At 66.7% G+C, this 16,422-nt stretch carries 14 protein-coding genes; 9 read left to right on the plus strand and 5 right to left on the minus strand.

The genetic code is table 11. The annotated features are described in order from the left end of the window. Positions 1-24 precede the first annotated feature (24 nt). A complete protein-coding gene (locus tag Q0309_RS12805) occupies positions 25-405 on the plus strand; it encodes a hypothetical protein (protein ID WP_299441574.1) in 381 nt (126 codons plus the stop codon). A 221-nt stretch (positions 406-626) separates the two neighbouring features. Here Q0309_RS12805 and Q0309_RS12810 read toward each other — a convergent pair whose 3' ends face one another. Further along, positions 627-1,163, minus strand: coding sequence for an O-acetyl-ADP-ribose deacetylase (locus tag Q0309_RS12810; protein WP_299441577.1), 537 nt, complete (start codon positions 1,161-1,163; stop codon positions 627-629). Between the two features lie 190 nt (positions 1,164-1,353). Further along, positions 1,354-2,922, minus strand: coding sequence for a bifunctional phosphoribosylaminoimidazolecarboxamide formyltransferase/IMP cyclohydrolase (gene purH, locus Q0309_RS12815; protein ID WP_299441618.1), 1,569 nt, complete (start codon positions 2,920-2,922; stop codon positions 1,354-1,356). A 450-nt stretch (positions 2,923-3,372) separates the two neighbouring features. On the opposite strand from purH, the gene Q0309_RS12820 reads away from it, so the two are divergent. Then, positions 3,373-4,116, plus strand: coding sequence for a helix-turn-helix transcriptional regulator (locus tag Q0309_RS12820; protein ID WP_299441580.1), 744 nt, complete (start codon positions 3,373-3,375; stop codon positions 4,114-4,116). A 15-nt stretch (positions 4,117-4,131) separates the two neighbouring features. Here Q0309_RS12820 and Q0309_RS12825 read toward each other — a convergent pair whose 3' ends face one another. Further along, positions 4,132-4,959 (minus strand): alpha/beta hydrolase, encoded by an 828-nt coding sequence (locus tag Q0309_RS12825; protein WP_299441584.1) that lies wholly within the window; start codon positions 4,957-4,959, stop codon positions 4,132-4,134. A gap of 410 nt (positions 4,960-5,369) precedes the next feature. Between Q0309_RS12825 and Q0309_RS12830 the strand changes: the two genes are divergently transcribed. Together Q0309_RS12830 and Q0309_RS12835 are read left to right on the plus strand one after the other, a co-directional pair. Further along, positions 5,370-7,403, plus strand: coding sequence for an elongation factor G (locus tag Q0309_RS12830; protein ID WP_299441587.1), 2,034 nt, complete (start codon positions 5,370-5,372; stop codon positions 7,401-7,403). A gap of 222 nt (positions 7,404-7,625) precedes the next feature. Then, positions 7,626-8,891 (plus strand): CAP domain-containing protein, encoded by a 1,266-nt coding sequence (locus Q0309_RS12835; RefSeq protein ID WP_299441590.1) that lies wholly within the window; start codon positions 7,626-7,628, stop codon positions 8,889-8,891. 81 nt (positions 8,892-8,972) lie between these two features. Here the strand turns inward: Q0309_RS12835 and Q0309_RS12840 are convergent, their stop codons facing one another. Further along, complete coding sequence (locus Q0309_RS12840; protein WP_299441593.1) at positions 8,973-9,713, minus strand: class I SAM-dependent methyltransferase; 741 nt, start codon at positions 9,711-9,713, stop codon at positions 8,973-8,975. Between the two features lie 4 nt (positions 9,714-9,717). After that, the gene (locus Q0309_RS12845) at positions 9,718-10,569 is read right to left on the minus strand and encodes a hypothetical protein (RefSeq protein WP_299441596.1); all 852 of its coding nucleotides are present in this window, start codon (positions 10,567-10,569) and stop codon (positions 9,718-9,720) included. 150 nt (positions 10,570-10,719) lie between these two features. Here Q0309_RS12845 and Q0309_RS12850 point away from each other — a divergent pair, with 150 nt between their 5' ends. The 5 genes from Q0309_RS12850 to Q0309_RS12870 all read left to right on the plus strand — a co-directional run bounded on the left by Q0309_RS12850 (position 10,720) and on the right by Q0309_RS12870 (position 16,216). Then, the gene (locus Q0309_RS12850; RefSeq protein ID WP_299441599.1) at positions 10,720-11,244 is read left to right on the plus strand and encodes a YdcF family protein; all 525 of its coding nucleotides are present in this window, start codon (positions 10,720-10,722) and stop codon (positions 11,242-11,244) included. 429 nt (positions 11,245-11,673) lie between these two features. Beyond that, on the plus strand, positions 11,674-12,696 hold the full coding sequence (locus Q0309_RS12855; protein ID WP_299441602.1) for an amino acid ABC transporter substrate-binding protein: 1,023 nt from the start codon (positions 11,674-11,676) through the stop codon (positions 12,694-12,696). A gap of 76 nt (positions 12,697-12,772) precedes the next feature. Then, the gene (locus Q0309_RS12860; RefSeq protein ID WP_299441605.1) at positions 12,773-13,795 is read left to right on the plus strand and encodes an amino acid ABC transporter substrate-binding protein; all 1,023 of its coding nucleotides are present in this window, start codon (positions 12,773-12,775) and stop codon (positions 13,793-13,795) included. A gap of 96 nt (positions 13,796-13,891) precedes the next feature. Further along, entirely contained in the window at positions 13,892-15,079 is a 1,188-nt protein-coding gene (locus tag Q0309_RS12865; protein WP_299441608.1) for an amino acid ABC transporter permease, read from the plus strand. 3 nt (positions 15,080-15,082) lie between these two features. Then, positions 15,083-16,216: an amino acid ABC transporter permease gene (locus Q0309_RS12870; protein WP_299441611.1), complete on the plus strand. Its 1,134-nt coding sequence runs from the start codon at positions 15,083-15,085 to the stop codon at positions 16,214-16,216. Positions 16,217-16,422 lie beyond the last annotated feature (206 nt).

The following is a 16,422-nucleotide window of genomic DNA, read 5'->3' on the forward strand; positions in this document are numbered from 1 at the left end:
TTCTCGTTCGTCGGAGGATCCGCCATGTCCATTTCCTCGATTAAGTCGATGCCGTTAACCTGGGAATGGGCCGCCGAACGGACGCCGACATCCCGAATTCTCGTGGAGGTCTCTCAGATCCGCAAGGAAGGAGGCGGGCTGTTTGGTCTGAAAAAGTCGCCCTCCATCATCGAAAACGTGCCCGATGGTCACATCTTGACGGGCGTCGTTGTTCTGGGGGACCATGTCGGAAGGTCGGTCTCTCTTCGGATGCCGGGATTTGAGATCCCAGATATCTCGGAAGGAGACAGAGTAGGCCTGGGATTGATTGGGGAAGGGATCTGTATTTGTGTAGTACCTTTGCCTGCCGGCCTTTCGGATAGCCAGCTCGAGGATTGGCTTGGAGCGTTTCGCTGTGAGTCGTAAGGCAGGCCGAGCGATGTGTTTAGGTGCTCCGTCGGTTTCAATTTCGTAGCGGTTTTCACGGCGCATCCGGGCGCGTTCCCCGTTTGTGGGGGAGATCGAGAGGGTGTGCAGGTGGTCGTGAGCGCGCCATCCATGGCCACGCGTTTGGAGCGGCGCTCGCCCGCCATGAGTTGGCAGGCGACTCACCATCACGACGAGACGACGGTGTTAGCAGGGCGGTCTTACGCCGACAACTGGCGCAGCGCCGCGATGGCGGCGCGGTGCAGGCGGGCTTGGTCTTCCGAGAAGCAGACGAACCGCACTGTCTCGATCCGGTCGTCGGTTTCCAGGGCGCGCGCGACGGAAAGAATGGCGACCCGCGCGGCCTGATCGGTCGGAAAGCCGTAGGCGCCGGTCGAGATGGCCGGGAACGCCACCGACCGGGCGCCGACCTCGGCGGCGGCCCGCAGCGCATTGACGTACGCGGCCCCGAGCAGCTTGTCGGCGTCGTCCGGCGGCAGGCCCTCGTAGACGGGGCCGACCGTGTGGACCACCCAGCGCGCCGCTAGGTCATAAGCGCCGGTCACCTTGGCCTGCCCGGGCAGGCATCCGCCCAGCGTCTCGCATTCCTCGCGCAAGCCGGGGCCGGCCGCGCGGTGGATGGCGCCGTCGACGCCGCCGCCGCCCATCAACGTCTCGTTGGCCGCGTTGACAATCGCGTCCACCGTCTCGGTCGTGATGTCGCCCTCGACGACTTCCATCCGATCGAAGACCGCCATGTTCTTGAGCCCTCCCTGCTCCGGTCGCGCGCCGGATTTGATTTGGTGTCGGCCGCTCAGCGTCACACGGCTGACCGCAAGATGCCATCGAACCATAACGGCCATGGCTCTTGGCGCAAGGGGGGCTGGAGCCTCGGCGGCGCGGGGTGGCCGGTCCAGGGCCGGCCAGCAGGGAGGCGCGGGACGGCGATCAGTGCCGGAAATGGCGAACGCCGGTGAACACCATGGCGATGCCGGCGGCGTCGGCAGCGGCGATGACCTCCTCGTCGCGCACCGATCCGCCGGGCTGGATGACGGCCGTCGCGCCGGCTTCGACCGCCACCATCAGGCCGTCGGAAAAGGGGAAGAAGGCGTCAGAGGCGACCACCGACCCTTGCGTCAGGGGCGCGTCCAGGCCTGCGGCCTCGGCGGCGTCGGCCGCCTTGCGGGCGGCGATGCGGGCGCTGTCGACGCGGCTCATCTGGCCGGCGCCGATGCCCACCGTGGCCCCGTCCTTGGCATAGACGATGGCGTTGGATTTGACGTGCTTGCAGACCCGGAAGGCCAGCAGCATGTCGGCGATCTCGGCGTCGGTCGGCACCCGCTGGGTCACGACCTTCAGGTCGGGCGCCGACACGCGCGCGGTGTCGCGGGTCTGCACCAGCAGCCCACCGGCGACCGAGCGCACGGTCAGGTCCGGCGCCTCCGGATCGGGCATCACACCGGTGATGAGCAGGCGCAGGTTCTTCTTGGCGGTGAACACAGCGCGCGCCTGATCATCGGCGTCGGGGGCGATGACGACCTCGGTGAAGATGCGGGTGATGGCCTCGGCGCTGTCGCGGTCGAGCGCCCGATTGACGGCGACGATGCCGCCAAAGGCGCTGACCGGGTCGCAGGCGAGCGCGCGTTCGTAGGCGCCGTGGATCGTCTCGCCCACGGCGACACCGCAGGGGTTGGCGTGCTTGATGATGGCCACCGCCGGCTGCGAAAACTCACTGACCAGCTCGAACGCCGCGTCGGTGTCGTTCAGGTTGTTGAACGACAGCTCCTTGCCCTGCACCTGCCGGGCGCTGGCGACCCCGGGACGGGCCAGCCCCTGGACATAGAACGCCGCCTTCTGGTGCGGGTTCTCGCCGTATCGCAGCGTCTGTTTTAGACGCCCGGCGGCGGTCAGGTGGCGCGGGAAGGTCTCACCGCTCTGTTCCGAGAACCAGCGGGCGATGGCCGCGTCATAGGCGGCGGTGCGGGCGAACGCCAGCCCGGCGAGGTGGCGGCGCAAGCCCAGCGTGACATGCCCGTCGTGGGTCTTCAGGTCGGCGATCAGGGGTGTGTAGTCCTCGGGATCGGTGATCACGGTCACGGCGGCGTGATTCTTGGCCGCCGCCCGGATCAAAGCCGGCCCGCCGATGTCGACGTTTTCGACGCAGGTCGCGTAGTCGGCGCCCTTGGCCACGGTCGATTCGAACGGATAGAGCGAGACCACAACCAGATCGATGGGCGCGATGCCATGGTCGCGCATGGCCGCCTCGTGCGCCGGATGGCCGCGCACGCCCAGGATGCCCCCGTGGATGGTCGGGTGCAGGGTCTTGACGCGGCCGTCCAGCATCTCCGGGAAGCCGGTGTGCTCCGAGACCTCGGTGACCGGCACGCCGGCGGACTCAATGGCGCGGGCGGTGCCGCCGGTCGAGAGGATGGCCACGCCGTGGCTGTGCAAGGCCCGCGCCAGGGGCTCAAGCCCGCTCTTGTCGGACACCGAGATCAAGGCGCGGCGAACCGGCATCAGATCGGTGGGGGGCGGAATAGGAACGGGCGCGGTCACGGGCGAAGTCTCCGGCTGTGGGCGGCGAGGCGCGGTCGCATCGCCAAGGCTGGGTGCCCTCATAGCATGGGGACCCGCGCGGCGGAACCGCGAGCGAGGCGGACAGGTTGGCGTCATGGCCCCCTTGACCAGGCGGAAAACTCGCATAAAAATTGTCACTGTTTTCTGTTTTTCGCGCCGACGGTGTCGCGTGGCGTGACGGGGGACACAGGCACATGGCCGATCGACATATCAAAGTGGTGGAGGTGGTGTGGGTATGACTTCCGGACGAGTTGTGGCGGTGTGCGGCATTGACCTAAAATTCGAACCAAGCGGCGTTGTTTCCGGCATCAAAATGTCTATTGATGGTCTCAGAGGGAGCGCTGGCGTGTCTGACGGTTTCCAAGATCAGGCCAAAGGATTGTCCAGAACATGCTCATGACAATGGAATCCAGTCTGGATTTTTTTTTGGCTCGGTTGGGGGAGGCTGGCTCTCGTGAAGAAGCGTGGGACGCCACGGTCGAGCACTTCAGCGGTGCCGGATTTGACGGTGTCGTCTGTTTGACATGCTTCCCGCGCCTGGCGGACGGCGGACGGGTGGCCCGCCGGGTCCTGGGGTCCGTGGCGTCGTCGGTCCTGCACGCGTTCGGCGATGACGCGATCGATCTGGCCGATCCCATCATGACAGAGATGGCACAGGCGTTCCGCCCGTTCTTCCGGCTGACCGAAGGGACGGCGGCCGACCTGGCCGCCTCGCCCCTCGCCAGCGCGGCGCAAACGGCGGGGTACGGCGGCCTGCTGCTGATCCCGGCGCGGTGCGGATCGTTTCGGTGCGCTGGGGGGGTGATCCTGTTCTCCCGCCGTGACGGCGCGTGGTTGCGCGAACACGCGACGCAACGCGGGCTCGATTTGGCCCATGCGGGCGTTCAGGCGTACCTGCGCATCCGGCAACTGCTGGAGCGCGATGACCAGGGCCAGCCGCTGTTGACCAACCGTGAACGCGAGGTGCTGACCCTGAGCGCCCGGGGCCTGACCACCCGCGATGTGGGCGCCGCTCTGGGGATTTCCATCTCAGGCGTCAACTTCCACATCGCCAACGCATCCCGCAAGCTGGGGGCGAACAACCGCACCCACGCCACCAGCCTGGCTCTTTCTCTCGGCCTGATCAGGGTATAGTCTGCCCGGCGCCCCTCAAAACCCGTTCTCGACCAGCCAGTGAAGGATGGGCTCGGCCGCGTGGCGCCAGTTTTCCTCCAGCATCATCGCGTGCGCCATGTCGGGAACGATCACCGGATCGGCGCCGAAATACCGCGCCGTGCGCCGTACCATCGAACGCGGAATGAACGCATCCTCGGCCGCGCCCATGACCAGCGTTGGCAGCTCCTCGCGGGGCGGCAGGCGGGGCACGTCCCAGAACGTCATGTCCATGATCACGCGTTGGGATTCGCGCTGGAACTGGCGATAGTACCGGTCGGCGCGGTCCGGCGGCACGTCGCTGGCGAACAGGGCGTCGTGGAAGACGTCCGCGTTGATGAACGGCTTGCCCACGGCCTGCATGAACGAAACGCCCTGCATCAGGCCGGGGTTGGCCAGCATCATGTGCCAGGAGCTTTCCAGAAGGCCCCAGGGTCCGACCGAGGCCATCAGTACGGTGGCGGCGGCGGTGCCGGTCTCCAGGTACTTCTGCACCACCATCCCGCCCATCGAATGGCCGATCAGGACCGCCGGCCGATCCAGCGTGCCGAGCACGAACCGCAGGTCGTCGGCATAGTCGGCCAGGCTGGCCAGATCCAGGCACGCGCCGCCCCCACTGGCGCCGTGGCCGCGCAGGCTGAAGGCGACGGTCGTGTAGCCCTTATGCGAAAAGTAGGGGACGAAATACTCCTGCCAGCACCACGCGCCGGCGAACGCCCCGTGCACGAACACCAAGGGCGGGCGTTCCCGGGTCTCGTGGTCTGGGTTGGTTGGAGGCGTCAGATGGATTTCGAGGTCCGGCGCGGCCTGGCGCAGAGCGTTCATGGCTTCTTCTCCCGACTCGGGGCGGCCCCTTGATGACACGCCGATCTCAGCCCTTGTCACATGGCCTTATCAGATCCGACCCGGATCCGTCATCGTTTCTCGCCTCCGCCCCCCGTTCGGGTAAACCCTATCTTTTGCAGGATTCCGACAGGCGTCCGTCCGGAAGGCTTGAGGCGCACGGTTCGCCTGTGCTAACCGCTGTCCTCCACGCGGTTCTTTTCAGTTCTGGGTCGCTTTGCCCTTGAATCGCTTTTGCCCCCTGGTGACCATGCGCGGCTGGATCCGCCCGCTCTCGCGCGTCGTTGGGCGCCGCCAACTCGTGGCGTGCGCCCATCCGCCGCCGGGTGGGCGCGGCCGCGTCCCGTCCGCGTCGTCCCTCACCGAACCAAGATCAAAGAGGACCTGAACCCATGCCCGAACGCGCCGCATCGCCGCGGGTGGCCGCCCTTGTCGGCCCCTATCTGTCCGGCAAGACCAGCCTGCTCGAAAGCCTGTTGATGGCCAGCGGGGCAATCCATCGCAAGGGGCGCGTGGAGGACCACAACACGGTCGGCGATGCCAGCCCCGAGGCGCGTGATCGTGCCATGTCGACCGAGGTCAACGTCGTCGAGGCCGAGTACCTGGGCGACCGCTGGACTTTCCTCGACTGCCCCGGCTCGGTCGAATTCCAGATGGACGCATTGAACGCGCTGATGGTCTCGGACGTCGCCGTGGTGGTGTGCGACCCCGACCCGGCGCGCGTGCGCATGGCCATGCCGCTGTTGAAGTTCCTGGACCAGCGCTCGATCCCGCACATGATCTTCATCAACAAGATCGAGACCGCCCAGGTCACCCTGCGCGACCTGATGGACGCGATGCAGGGCGTGTCCGACCGCCCGCTGGTTCTGCGTGAGATCCCGATCCGCGAGGACGGCAAGGTCACCGGCTACGTCGATCTGGTCAGCGAGCGGGCTTACCGCTACAAGCCGGGTGAGCGGTCCGACCTGATCAAAATGCCGGAGCAGGTCCGGGACCGGGAGATGGAGGCCCGCCAGGAGCTGCTGGAAAGCCTGGCCGACACCAACGACACCATGCTCGAGGAACTCCTGGAGGACATCGTTCCGCCCAAGGAGGAGATCTACGAGACCCTGGCCAAGGACCTCGCCGAGGACCGCGTGGTGCCGGTGTTCTTCGGCGGCGCGCTGGAGGACAACGGCGTGGTGCGCCTGCTGAAGGCGCTGCGCCACGAGACGCCATCGGTGGGCGACACCATGGAGCGGCGCCTGGTCGACACCGGTAACGGTGAGCCCCTGGTGCAGGTGTTCAAGACCGTGCACGCCGCGCACACCGGCAAGATGTCGCTGGTGCGGGTCTGGCGCGGCCCGGTCAAGGACGGCAGCCAAGCCGGCGGTGAGAAGATCAACGGCCTGTACGCCTTCACCAACCCCGGGCAGCCGACCAAGATCGGCGAGGCCACCGCCGGAGCGGTCGTCGGCATGGGCAAGTTGGAGGGCGTGAACACCGGCGATCTGCTGGACCCGAAAGGGACGCGCGAGGCCGATTGGCCGGTGCCGCTGCCGCCGCTGGCGGCGATGTCGGTGCGTCCGGCCAAGCACGGCGATGACGTCAAGCTGTCCGGCGCGCTGGCTCGCCTGTGCGAGGAGGATCGGGGCCTGAAGGTCGAGCAGAGCGCCGAGACCAACGAACTGCTGCTGTGGGGCCAGGGAGACATCCACCTTCAGGTCGCCATGGCTCGGCTGGCGCGTCAGTACAACGTCGAGGTGAACTCCGAGAAGCCGCTGGTGCCCTATCAGGAGACCATCAAGAAGAGCACCAAGAAGCAGGGTCGCTTCAAGCGCCAGACCGGCGGTCATGGTCAGTTCGGCGATGTCCACCTGGAGATCGGCCCGCTGGCGCGCGGCGCCGGCTTTGCCTTCCACGACAAGATCACCGGTGGCGTGGTGCCGCGTCAGTACATTCCCGCCGTCGAGCAGGGCGTGCGCGAATGGTCGCGGCAGGGGCCGCTGGGCTTCCCGGTGGTGGACTTCGAAGTGACGCTGTATGACGGCTCGTTCCACACCGTGGACAGCTCGGAACAGGCGTTCAAGACCGCCGCCCAACTGGCCATGCGCGAGGGCATTTCGGCCTGCGCGCCGGTGCTGCTGGAACCGATCCTGAAGGTCGAGATCAGCGTGCCCAGCGACGCCACCAGCAAGGCGCAACGGGCCCTGTCCACCCGGCGCGGCCAGATCCTGGGCTTCGACCGCAAGGACGGCTGGGACGGCTGGGATGTCGTGCACGGCATGTTGCCGCAGTCGGAGATGCACGACCTGATCGTCGAGATCCGCTCGACCACCATGGGTGTCGGCACCTTCTCGTGGACCTTCGACCACCTGCAGGAACTCAGCGGCCGCGAGGCCGACCAAGTGGTGGAACGCCGCCGGGAGATGCTGGAAAACGCGTGATCCCCAGGACCAGGCCCGGACCAATGCGGCACGGCGGATGAGTCACGCTCATCCGCCGTTGCGATCAGGGCGTGCCGCCCGACCGAGTTCGACCCTCCCTGCGGACCCGAGTCGACGCTTGACTTGCGAGACAGTCTCACCACGTGACCCCCCCAGTGCAGGGTCGTGACCGAGCCCGCACCGATGGGCCGGTCTAAGCCATAGAGACGCAAGGAGGGGGGCATGGCCGAACTGACCGCAAACGAACAGTACATGCTGGAGTTGGTGAACCGGGCTCGCCAGAATCCGGCGGCCGAGGCGGCGCTGTTTGGCATCGATCTGAACCAGGATCTGCAGCCGGGCACAATTACCGCCGACGCCAAGGCGCCACTGGCCCCCAACACGTTGCTCACTGACGCCGCGCTTGGCCACAGCGCCTGGATGATCGCGGCCGACACGTTTTCCCACACCGGTCAGGGCGGCAGCACACTCGCGGATCGGATCGCCGACGCCGGCTACATCCTCAACGGCCCCAACGCGACGGCGGGCGAAAACATCGCCTGGATCGGAAATCCCGGCGGAACGATCGACCTGGAAGCCGCGATCGTGGAACAGCACGAGGGTCTGTTCCTCAGCAGCGGGCATCGCACGAACATCCTGTATGACGGGTTCCGCGAGGTGGGAATCGGCCAGCAGGAGGGAATTTTTACGAGCAACGGCATCGACTACACGTCATCGCTGTTGACGCAGAACTTCGGACGCACCGGCGAGTCCTTGTTTCTGACCGGTGTGATTTACGACGATCAGAACCAGAACGCGTTCTACAACCCCGGCGAGGGCCTGGGCAGCGTTTCGATCAGCATCGACGGGGCGGTGACGGCCACAAGCCAGGGCGCGGGAGGCTATAGCGTCGCGTTGTCACCCGGGACCTATACCGTCACGTTTTCGGGCGGCGGCCTGGACGCGGACCGTACCGAAACGGTCACTCTGAGCGACCGTAACGTCAAGGTCGACGTGTTGGACAGCTCTGACGCCGTCCCGGCCGATCCCGTGGTTCCCGATGGAACGGTCGCCCTGTACCGGTTCTTCAACACAAAGGCTGGCGGCCACTTCTTCACCGCGTTGCAGGAAGAGCGGGACACGGTCATCCAGACCCTGGACGGGTTCACCTACGAGAGCGTGGACTTCGCCGTTCGCGATGCGGATGACAGTGAGGTTGATCCGGTCTACCGGTTCTTCAACCACGACGCCGGCGGGCACTTCTTCACGCAGTCGGAGGAGGAACGGGACAACGTCCTCGCCAACCTGCCCCAGTACAGGTACGAGGGTGTGGGGTTCTATGCCGACCCCGACGGCGGCGGCGACACCAGCCCGGTCTATCGGTTCTTCAACACGGACGCGGGCGGGCACTTCTTCACGCAGTCGGAGGAGGAACGGGACAACGTCCTCGCCAATCTGCCCCAGTACATCTACGAGGGTGTCGGTTTCCACGCCTGGGACATTGTGTGAGCGGAAGAGGGCTTTGAGTCGCGGACGGCCGTCCATGCGGCCTGTGGATCGGTGCGTGGCGCGTCGGACGCTGGCGCGGGATCACGTCCGCCGCAACACCGTCGCCCGCATGGGCTGGTCGAGCAGGGCGTTGCCCCCGTCGTCGCGGGGAAGGTCGGCCAGCATCCGGTCGAAATGCGCGCGCAGGCCGGCCTCGTCGGCGGCGAAGCGGGCGGCGCGGGATGGACTGATGCGCACCTGCCCCTCTTTCCAGGCGGCGTAGTCGCGCTTTTTCGAGACCGTTACGTACTCGAACTCGCGGTCCAGGGCGAGCGGCAGGTGGCCGTCCGCCGCCTCGTGCAGGCGCCGGTGGGCCAGGGTGCGGATTTCGGTTTCGTCGTCGACCGGCTGGTTCAGGGCGAAGTTGGTCCCGCGCGCCACCGGCTCGAACGCCACCACCATGCCGCCGGCGCGCGTGACGCGCGCGGCCTCGGCCAACGCGGCGGCCATCAGGTCGGCCGGTACATGATGCAAAGCGTTGAAGAACAGGGCGACGTCCTGGCTGGCGTCGGCCAGCGGCAGGGCTTCGGCCCCTGCCTTGACATAGGTTTCGCCGGCCACCGGGGGTGCGCACCGCGCCGCCTCCAACTGCCGGTCATTGGGATCGAGGCCGACCACGCGCGCGCCCGCCTCGCTGAGCAAGCGCGTCCACGTCCCGTCGCCGCATCCGATATCGGCCACCTGCAGGCCCGCCAGCGGCGCCAGCGTCTCCAGCAGCATGGAGCGGCTGCCGCGCACCGGCAGGCCATGGGTCATGGTCTCTGGCAGGCTTGGGCCCGTCATGGGACTATAGCACCGGGCGTTCGGGCCGGTACTGGACCTTGTTGGCGGTCTCGAACCCGTCGATGAACTGGACCAGTTCGTTCCGCCGGCTGACGGCCGCGGCGATGTGCTCCTGCAGGTGCTCGGGCGCCGTTGCGTACGTCGTCTCTTTACCCGGAACACGATCCAGGAACTGGCGCAGGTTGTAGCTTTCAATCAGGTCGGCGGCGAAAAACAGCACCTCGTGCGGGGTGACCTTGCGGGTCGGTGTGTGGTGGACCGAAATGGAGAAGGACCCGGTCCGGCCTTCCTTGCGCTCCAGGATCGCCGCGCGCAGATAGTTCGAGAAGGGCGTCACGACCACGGCGGTCTGGCTGTCGTGCTGGGCGACGATGTCGGTGTCCGTCGCGGTGCCGAACAGGTCGCGGGTGGCGTCGCGGACGGTACGTTCGTCCAGGTCGGCGCCCTGCGCCATCCGCTCGATGGCCAGAATGGGCGGCGAGTCCTTGGTGGTGAAGACCGTGTCCCCGCCCACGTGCACCGAGACCCAGATGTTGCTGTTGAACGTGCGTTCGTAGGCGGAGAGCATCCGGGTCCACAGGGCATCCCAGTCCGGCGGGTACGGATTGTCAGGCCGAAACAACTCGGGATCGCGTGTGAACCGCTCGGCGACGAGGCCCGCCATGCGCATCGTGCTGGCAATCGTGTGCCCCCGCACGACGACGGTGTCGGAATGCGACTGCGCCGAGATTTCCATGGTCAGCCGGTTGCTCCTCAGCACGAACGCGGGGGCTTCCGCGCCGTGCAGCGCCTGGTTGGCGAACCGGTGAATCACGGACTTTTCGCGGTAGAGTGTGATGGGGCCAACAGAGGCCATGGAACCTGGCTTTTTCGTTGCGTCGGGTGGGTCGTGCGAGGCGTCCGCCGGGAATTCGTGGGCGGTTCAACCCTCTTTCTGTACAGGAGCATGGCGGTGTTGGGAAGGGACTCCGGACCCGGTGGAACCGGGAATCGAGCCGGCCTGGCGGTGATCGTCCTCGGTGCGGCGGTGCGTCCGGATGGCACGGCCAGCGTCGCGATGCGGCGTCGGGTGAGCCACGCCGTGGCCTTCGCGCATGAAACCGTCGCCGCCGTTCTGGTGTTGTCCGGTGGGTACGGCAAGCGCCATCCGCCGGGTGCGATGTCGGAAGCCCGGCTCATGGCGGCGCTGGTGGCGCGCGAGAGCGTGCCTTCCGACATACCTCTCCTGATGGAGGAACGGTCCTCCGATACGCTGGGCAACGCCTGGCATTCGCTGGCGCTGCTGGAGGGCCACGCGGTGGCGCGGGTGATCGTGGTTACGGACCGTCCTCATCTGACGCGCGCGCTGTGGTGTTTCCGCTGGGCGGCGCGCCGGCGCGGCCTGGCCGTTGTGATTGAGGGGGCCGGCGTGCCCATCCCGGACCGCCGTGTCGCCCTGGCCGCCGGCGTTCGAGAGGCGCTGGCGCTGGTGGTATACGCGCCCCGGCTGTGGCGCGCGGGGAACTCCCGTGGCGTGGAGAGACGCCCATGACGCGCCTGTGATCTCGGTGAACCCCCTGGAGGTGGGAGCGGTCGGGCGGGGCGTGCAACAGGCGCTCGGCAGGGGCCTTGTGGCCTCGGCCCGCGCCCGGCGCGGCGGCTGCGTGCCCATTGGGTAGGCAGCGTGCCTGACTGGCGGGCAGCCGGAGGCCCAGGGCGATAATTGTTACAGGATGACAAAAAACCCCTAAATGATGGCTTTTCCAGGCGTCGGCGGGCCGTTAAGCTGCGTGTCACATGCATGGCACATCTGTTGCTGCGGAATATCGCTGGGGGCGGCTCGTTACGGGCACCAGGCGCTTCGGTGACGGAACCGGCCCACGCCAGGGCTTGCGACAAAGGCGACCGTGGGCGTGGGGCGGGCCATGCTGCACGCGGACCGTCCGATCCATCATCGACGAAAAAACCAAGAGAGGCACTCATGAAGCGTATTGCTTCCGCCCTGGTGGCGGGTGTGGCCACGATCGGCTTGACGGCGACCGCCGCCGTCGCCGACGAGACGCTCGACGCCGTCAAGGAGCGCGGTGAGCTTGTGTGCGGCGTTTCCACCGGCCTGCCCGGCTTCTCAAATCCGGACGAGGACGGCAACTGGACCGGCATTGACGTCGACGTCTGCCGCGCCGTGGCCGCCGCCGTTCTGGGCGATGCCGACGCCGTCAAGTTCATCCCGCTGACCGCCAAGGAGCGGTTCACCGCCCTGCAGTCCGGCGAAATCGACGTGCTGTCGCGCAACACCACCTGGACCCTGACTCGCGACTCGTCGCTGGGCCTGAACTTCACCGGCACCAACTACTACGACGGCCAGGGCTTCCTGGTGAAGAAGGACCTGGGTGTCTCCAGCGCCACCGAACTGGACGGCGCCTCGGTCTGCATTCAGTCCGGCACCACCACGGAACTGAACCTGGCCGACTACTTCCGCTTCCAGGGCATGGAGTACAGCCCGGTGGTGTTCGACACCTCCGACCAGACGGTGCAGGGCTTCGCCTCCGGCCGCTGTGACGTGCTGACCTCCGACCAGTCGCAGCTGTATGCCCTGCGCACCAAGCTGGACGACCCCGACAGCGCCATGGTGCTGCCCGAGGTCATCTCCAAGGAGCCGCTCGGCCCGGTCGTGCGCCAGGGCGATGACCAGTGGTTCAACATCGTCAAGTGGTCGCTGTTCGCGCAGATCAACGCCGAGGAACTGGGCGTGACCAGCGACAACATCGAGGAGATGAAGGGCTCGGACAATCCGTCCATCAAGCGCCTGGTCGGCACCGAGGGCGACATGGGCGAAAAGCTGGGCCTGACGGCCGACTGGGCCGCCAACATCATCGCCCAGGTGGGCAACTACGGCGAGATGTTCGAGCGCAACGTCGGCGAGGACACGCCGCTGCAGATCTCGCGGGGCCTGAACGCCCTGTGGACCGACGGCGGCATCCAGTACGCCCCGCCGATCCGCTAAGTCCCCCGAGTCGTGAACGGGCCGCCCCACCGGGAGCGGCCCGTTCCGCCTTCCTCAAGTTGTGTTGAGGTCTTTCATGACGCGTTTCGTTTCCGCCTTGGTGGCCGGCCTGGCCACTCTCGCCGTGGGCGCCGCCGGTGCTCAGGCCGCCGAGACCCTGGACACCGTCAAGGAGCGCGGTGAGCTGTCGTGCGGTGTCACCACCGGGCTGGCCGGGTTCTCCATCCCGGACCAGTCGGGGGCGTGGTCGGGCCTGGACGCGGACTTCTGCCGCGCCGTCGCCGCCGCCGTGCTGGGGGACGCGAGCAAAGTCCGCTTCGTGCCGCTGACCGCCAAGGAGCGTTTCACCGCCCTGCAGTCCGGCGAGATCGATGTGCTGTCCCGCGTCACGACCTGGACCTTCACGCGCGATACGTCGCTGGGCCTCAATTTCGTCGGCACGACGTTCTATGACGGCCAGGGCTTCATGGTGAACAAGGACCTGGGTGTGTCCAGCGCCACGGAACTGGACGGCGCCTCGATCTGCGTCGGTGCCGGCACCACCACGGAACTGAACCTGGCCGACTACTTCCGCATTCAGGGCATGGACTACAACCCGGTCGTCTTCGCCGCCATCAGCGAGACCGCGCAGGGGTTCGAGTCCGGCCGCTGTGACGTGCTGACCTCCGACCAGTCGCAGCTCTACGCCATCCGCAGCAAGCTGGAGGACCCGTCCAGCGCCGTCGTTCTGCCCGAGGTGATCTCCAAGGAGCCGTTGGGTCCCGTGGTGCGCCAGGGCGATGATGAATGGTTCAACATCGTCAAGTGGGTGCTGTTCGCCCAGCTCAACGCCGAGGAACTGGGCGTCACCAGCGACAACATCGAGGAGATGAAGGGCTCGGACAATCCGTCCATCAAGCGTCTGGTCGGCACCGAGGGCGACATGGGCGAGAAGCTGGGCCTGTCGGCCGATTGGGCGGCGCAAATCATCGCCCAGGTGGGCAACTACGGCGAGATGTTCGAGCGCAACGTCGGCGAGGACAGCCCGCTGGAGATCGCGCGCGGCCTGAACGCGCTGTGGACCGACGGCGGCATCCAGTACGCGCCGCCGATCCGCTGATCCAAGAGTGCCGGGAGACAGGCCCGCCGCGCGTGGCCGGTCTCCCGGTGCTTCACCGCTCCCCCTCGTTCCCCTGGTGTTCCGGAGAGTCCGTCCATGGCCGAGCCGGCCGCTTTCGTTCCGCCGCGTGGCCCCGCGTTCTGGAGAAACCCGCGTGTGCGCGCCGTCGCCTTTCAGGTGGTGGCCCTGGTCCTGGTGCTGTGGTTCTTCTGGACCATCTTCGACAACACCATGACCAACATGGAAAGCCGGGGCATCACCACCGGCTTCGGGTTCCTCGACAACACCGCCGGGTTCGGCATTCTGTTCTCGCTGATCCCCTATGACGAGACGAACACGTATGGGCGGACCTTCATCGTCGGCCTGCTGAATACCCTCCTGGTCTCCGGCCTGGGCATCCTGTTCGCCACCATCATCGGCTTCATTCTGGGCGTTGCGCGTCTGTCGCCCAACTGGCTGATCGCCAAGATGGCGCTGGTCTATATCGAGATCACGCGCAACATCCCGCTGCTGCTGCAGATCTTTTTCTGGTACTTCGCCGTCCTGCGCACGCTGCCGGGGCCGCGCCAGAGCCTGGAGTTTCCGCTCGGCAGTTTCTTGAACAACCGGGGCCTGTACGCGCCCGCGCCGCTGGTCGAGCCGTCGTTCTGGGCGGTGGTGCTCACCTTTTTCGCGGCCATCGCCGGGGCCGTTGCCCTGCTGCGGTGGGCGAAGAAGCGCCAGGATGCGACCGGTCAGCGCTTCCCCGCCTGGCCCGTGTCGCTGGCCATGGTCGTGGGCCTGCCGCTGGCCCTGTTCTGGATCATCGGCGCGCCCGTTCTGTGGGACATGCCGGAGCTGAAGGGCTTCAACTTCAAGGGGGGGATGCGGCTGATCCCCGAGTTCATCGCCCTGTGGCTGGCCCTGACGCTGTACACCGCCGCCTTCATCGGTGAGATCGTGCGTTCCGGCATCCAGGCCGTCAGCCACGGTCAGACCGAGGCGTCGCAGGCGCTGGGCCTGAAGCGCGGGCAGACGCTGCGGCTGATCGTCATCCCGCAGGCGCTGCGCGTCATCATCCCGCCCCTGACCAGCCAGTACCTGAACCTGACCAAGAACTCGTCGCTGGCCACGGCGATCGGCTATCCGGACCTGGTGAGCGTGTTCATGGGCACCACCCTGAACCAGACCGGCCAGGCGGTGGAGATCGTGGCCATGACCATGGCCGTGTACATGACGATCAGCCTGTCCATCTCGCTGTTCATGAACCTCTATAACCGGGCCGTGGCCCTGAAGGAGCGCTAGGCCATGGCGGAAACCCCGACCCAAGGCGCGCCCAGCGAGACCTTCAAGCCCATCGCGCCGCGCCCGCCGCCGCGCAACGCCGTCGGCCCGTTGCGCTGGATGCGCGAGAACCTGTTCTCGTCGCCGCTGAACGTGATCCTGACCCTGATCGGCGTCTATCTGATCTGGTTGATCGTGCCGCCGTTCATCGACTGGGCTCTGCTGTCGGCGGACTTCACCGGCACGTCGGCGGACGACTGCGCCAGTGACGGCGCCTGCTGGGTGTTCATCGGCCGGCGGTTCGATTTCTTCATCTACGGGTTCTATCCGGACGCCGAGCGCTGGCGCGTCGACATCATGTTCGTGATGCTGGCGGCGTTCCTGGTGCCCCAGTTCATCCCCGGCTTTCCCGCCCAGGGCCGCAAATGGCTGGGTATTTTCGGACTGACGCTGTTTCCGGTCATCGCCGGCGCACTATTGCTGGGCGGCGTGTTCGGCCTGCCGTTCATCGAGACCGGCAAGTGGGGCGGCCTGATGCTGACCCTGGTGCTGTCCTATGTGGGCATCGTCGCCGCCCTGCCCATCGGCACCCTTTTGGCACTGGGGCGGCGCTCGTCCATGCCGGTGATCCGCACCATCTGCGTGACGTTCATCGAGCTGTGGCGTGGCGTGCCGCTGATCTCGGTGCTGTTCATGGCCTCGGTGATGCTGCCGCTGTTCCTGCCCGAGGGGGTGAACTTCGACAAGCTGCTCAGGGCGCTGATCGGCATCGTCATGTTCCAGTCGGCCTACATGGCCGAGGTCATTCGCGGCGGCCTGCAGGGCATTCCCAAGGGCCAGTACGAGGCCGCCTCCGCGCTGGGGCTGGGCTACTGGCGCTCCACCGCGCTGATCATCCTGCCGCAGGCGCTGAAGATGGTGATCCCGGGGATCGTCAACACCTTCATCGCCCTGTTCAAGGACACGACACTGGTCTTGATCATCGGCCTGTTCGACATCCTCGGCACGGTGCAGGCCGCCATCGTCGATCCGGCCTGGGGGCGGGTGGCCGTCGAGGGCTATGTCTTCGCCGCCTTCTGTTTCTGGATCTTCTGCTTCGGCATGTCGCGCTACAGCCAGGGTCTGGAGCGCAAGCTGCACACGGGCCATCAACGATGACCGCCGACCGGATTGTTCCCTTTCCCAAGACCGCTCGCCAAGGACCGACGCCCATGACCGACATCGTCTCCCAGCAGGACCCCAACGGGTTGGAGGACGGCCACCACGTCGAGCATCAGGTCGGTGCCGAGGCGATGATCCAGATGACCGGCATGAACAAGTGGTTCGGCAGCTTCCACGTGCTGCGCGACATCACCCTGACCGTC

Source organism: uncultured Rhodospira sp., assembly GCF_937138205.1.
Taxonomy (GTDB): Bacteria; Pseudomonadota; Alphaproteobacteria; order Rhodospirillales; family Rhodospirillaceae; genus Rhodospira.

Bases quoted from the DNA above. Each gene is read 5' to 3' on its own strand.
- Q0309_RS12805 (WP_299441574.1), top strand. From the start codon at position 25: ATGTCCATTTCCTCGATTAAGTCGATGCCGTTAACCTGGGAATGGGCC.
- Q0309_RS12810 (WP_299441577.1), bottom strand. From the start codon at position 1,163: ATGGCGGTCTTCGATCGGATGGAAGTCGTCGAGGGCGACATCACGACC.
- purH (WP_299441618.1), bottom strand. From the start codon at position 2,922: ATGCCGGTTCGCCGCGCCTTGATCTCGGTGTCCGACAAGAGCGGGCTT.
- Q0309_RS12820 (WP_299441580.1), top strand. From the start codon at position 3,373: ATGCTCATGACAATGGAATCCAGTCTGGATTTTTTTTTGGCTCGGTTG.
- Q0309_RS12825 (WP_299441584.1), bottom strand. From the start codon at position 4,959: ATGAACGCTCTGCGCCAGGCCGCGCCGGACCTCGAAATCCATCTGACG.
- Q0309_RS12830 (WP_299441587.1), top strand. From the start codon at position 5,370: ATGCCCGAACGCGCCGCATCGCCGCGGGTGGCCGCCCTTGTCGGCCCC.
- Q0309_RS12835 (WP_299441590.1), top strand. From the start codon at position 7,626: ATGGCCGAACTGACCGCAAACGAACAGTACATGCTGGAGTTGGTGAAC.
- Q0309_RS12840 (WP_299441593.1), bottom strand. From the start codon at position 9,713: ATGACGGGCCCAAGCCTGCCAGAGACCATGACCCATGGCCTGCCGGTG.
- Q0309_RS12845 (WP_299441596.1), bottom strand. From the start codon at position 10,569: ATGGCCTCTGTTGGCCCCATCACACTCTACCGCGAAAAGTCCGTGATT.
- Q0309_RS12855 (WP_299441602.1), top strand. From the start codon at position 11,674: ATGAAGCGTATTGCTTCCGCCCTGGTGGCGGGTGTGGCCACGATCGGC.
- Q0309_RS12860 (WP_299441605.1), top strand. From the start codon at position 12,773: ATGACGCGTTTCGTTTCCGCCTTGGTGGCCGGCCTGGCCACTCTCGCC.
- Q0309_RS12865 (WP_299441608.1), top strand. From the start codon at position 13,892: ATGGCCGAGCCGGCCGCTTTCGTTCCGCCGCGTGGCCCCGCGTTCTGG.
- Q0309_RS12870 (WP_299441611.1), top strand. From the start codon at position 15,083: ATGGCGGAAACCCCGACCCAAGGCGCGCCCAGCGAGACCTTCAAGCCC.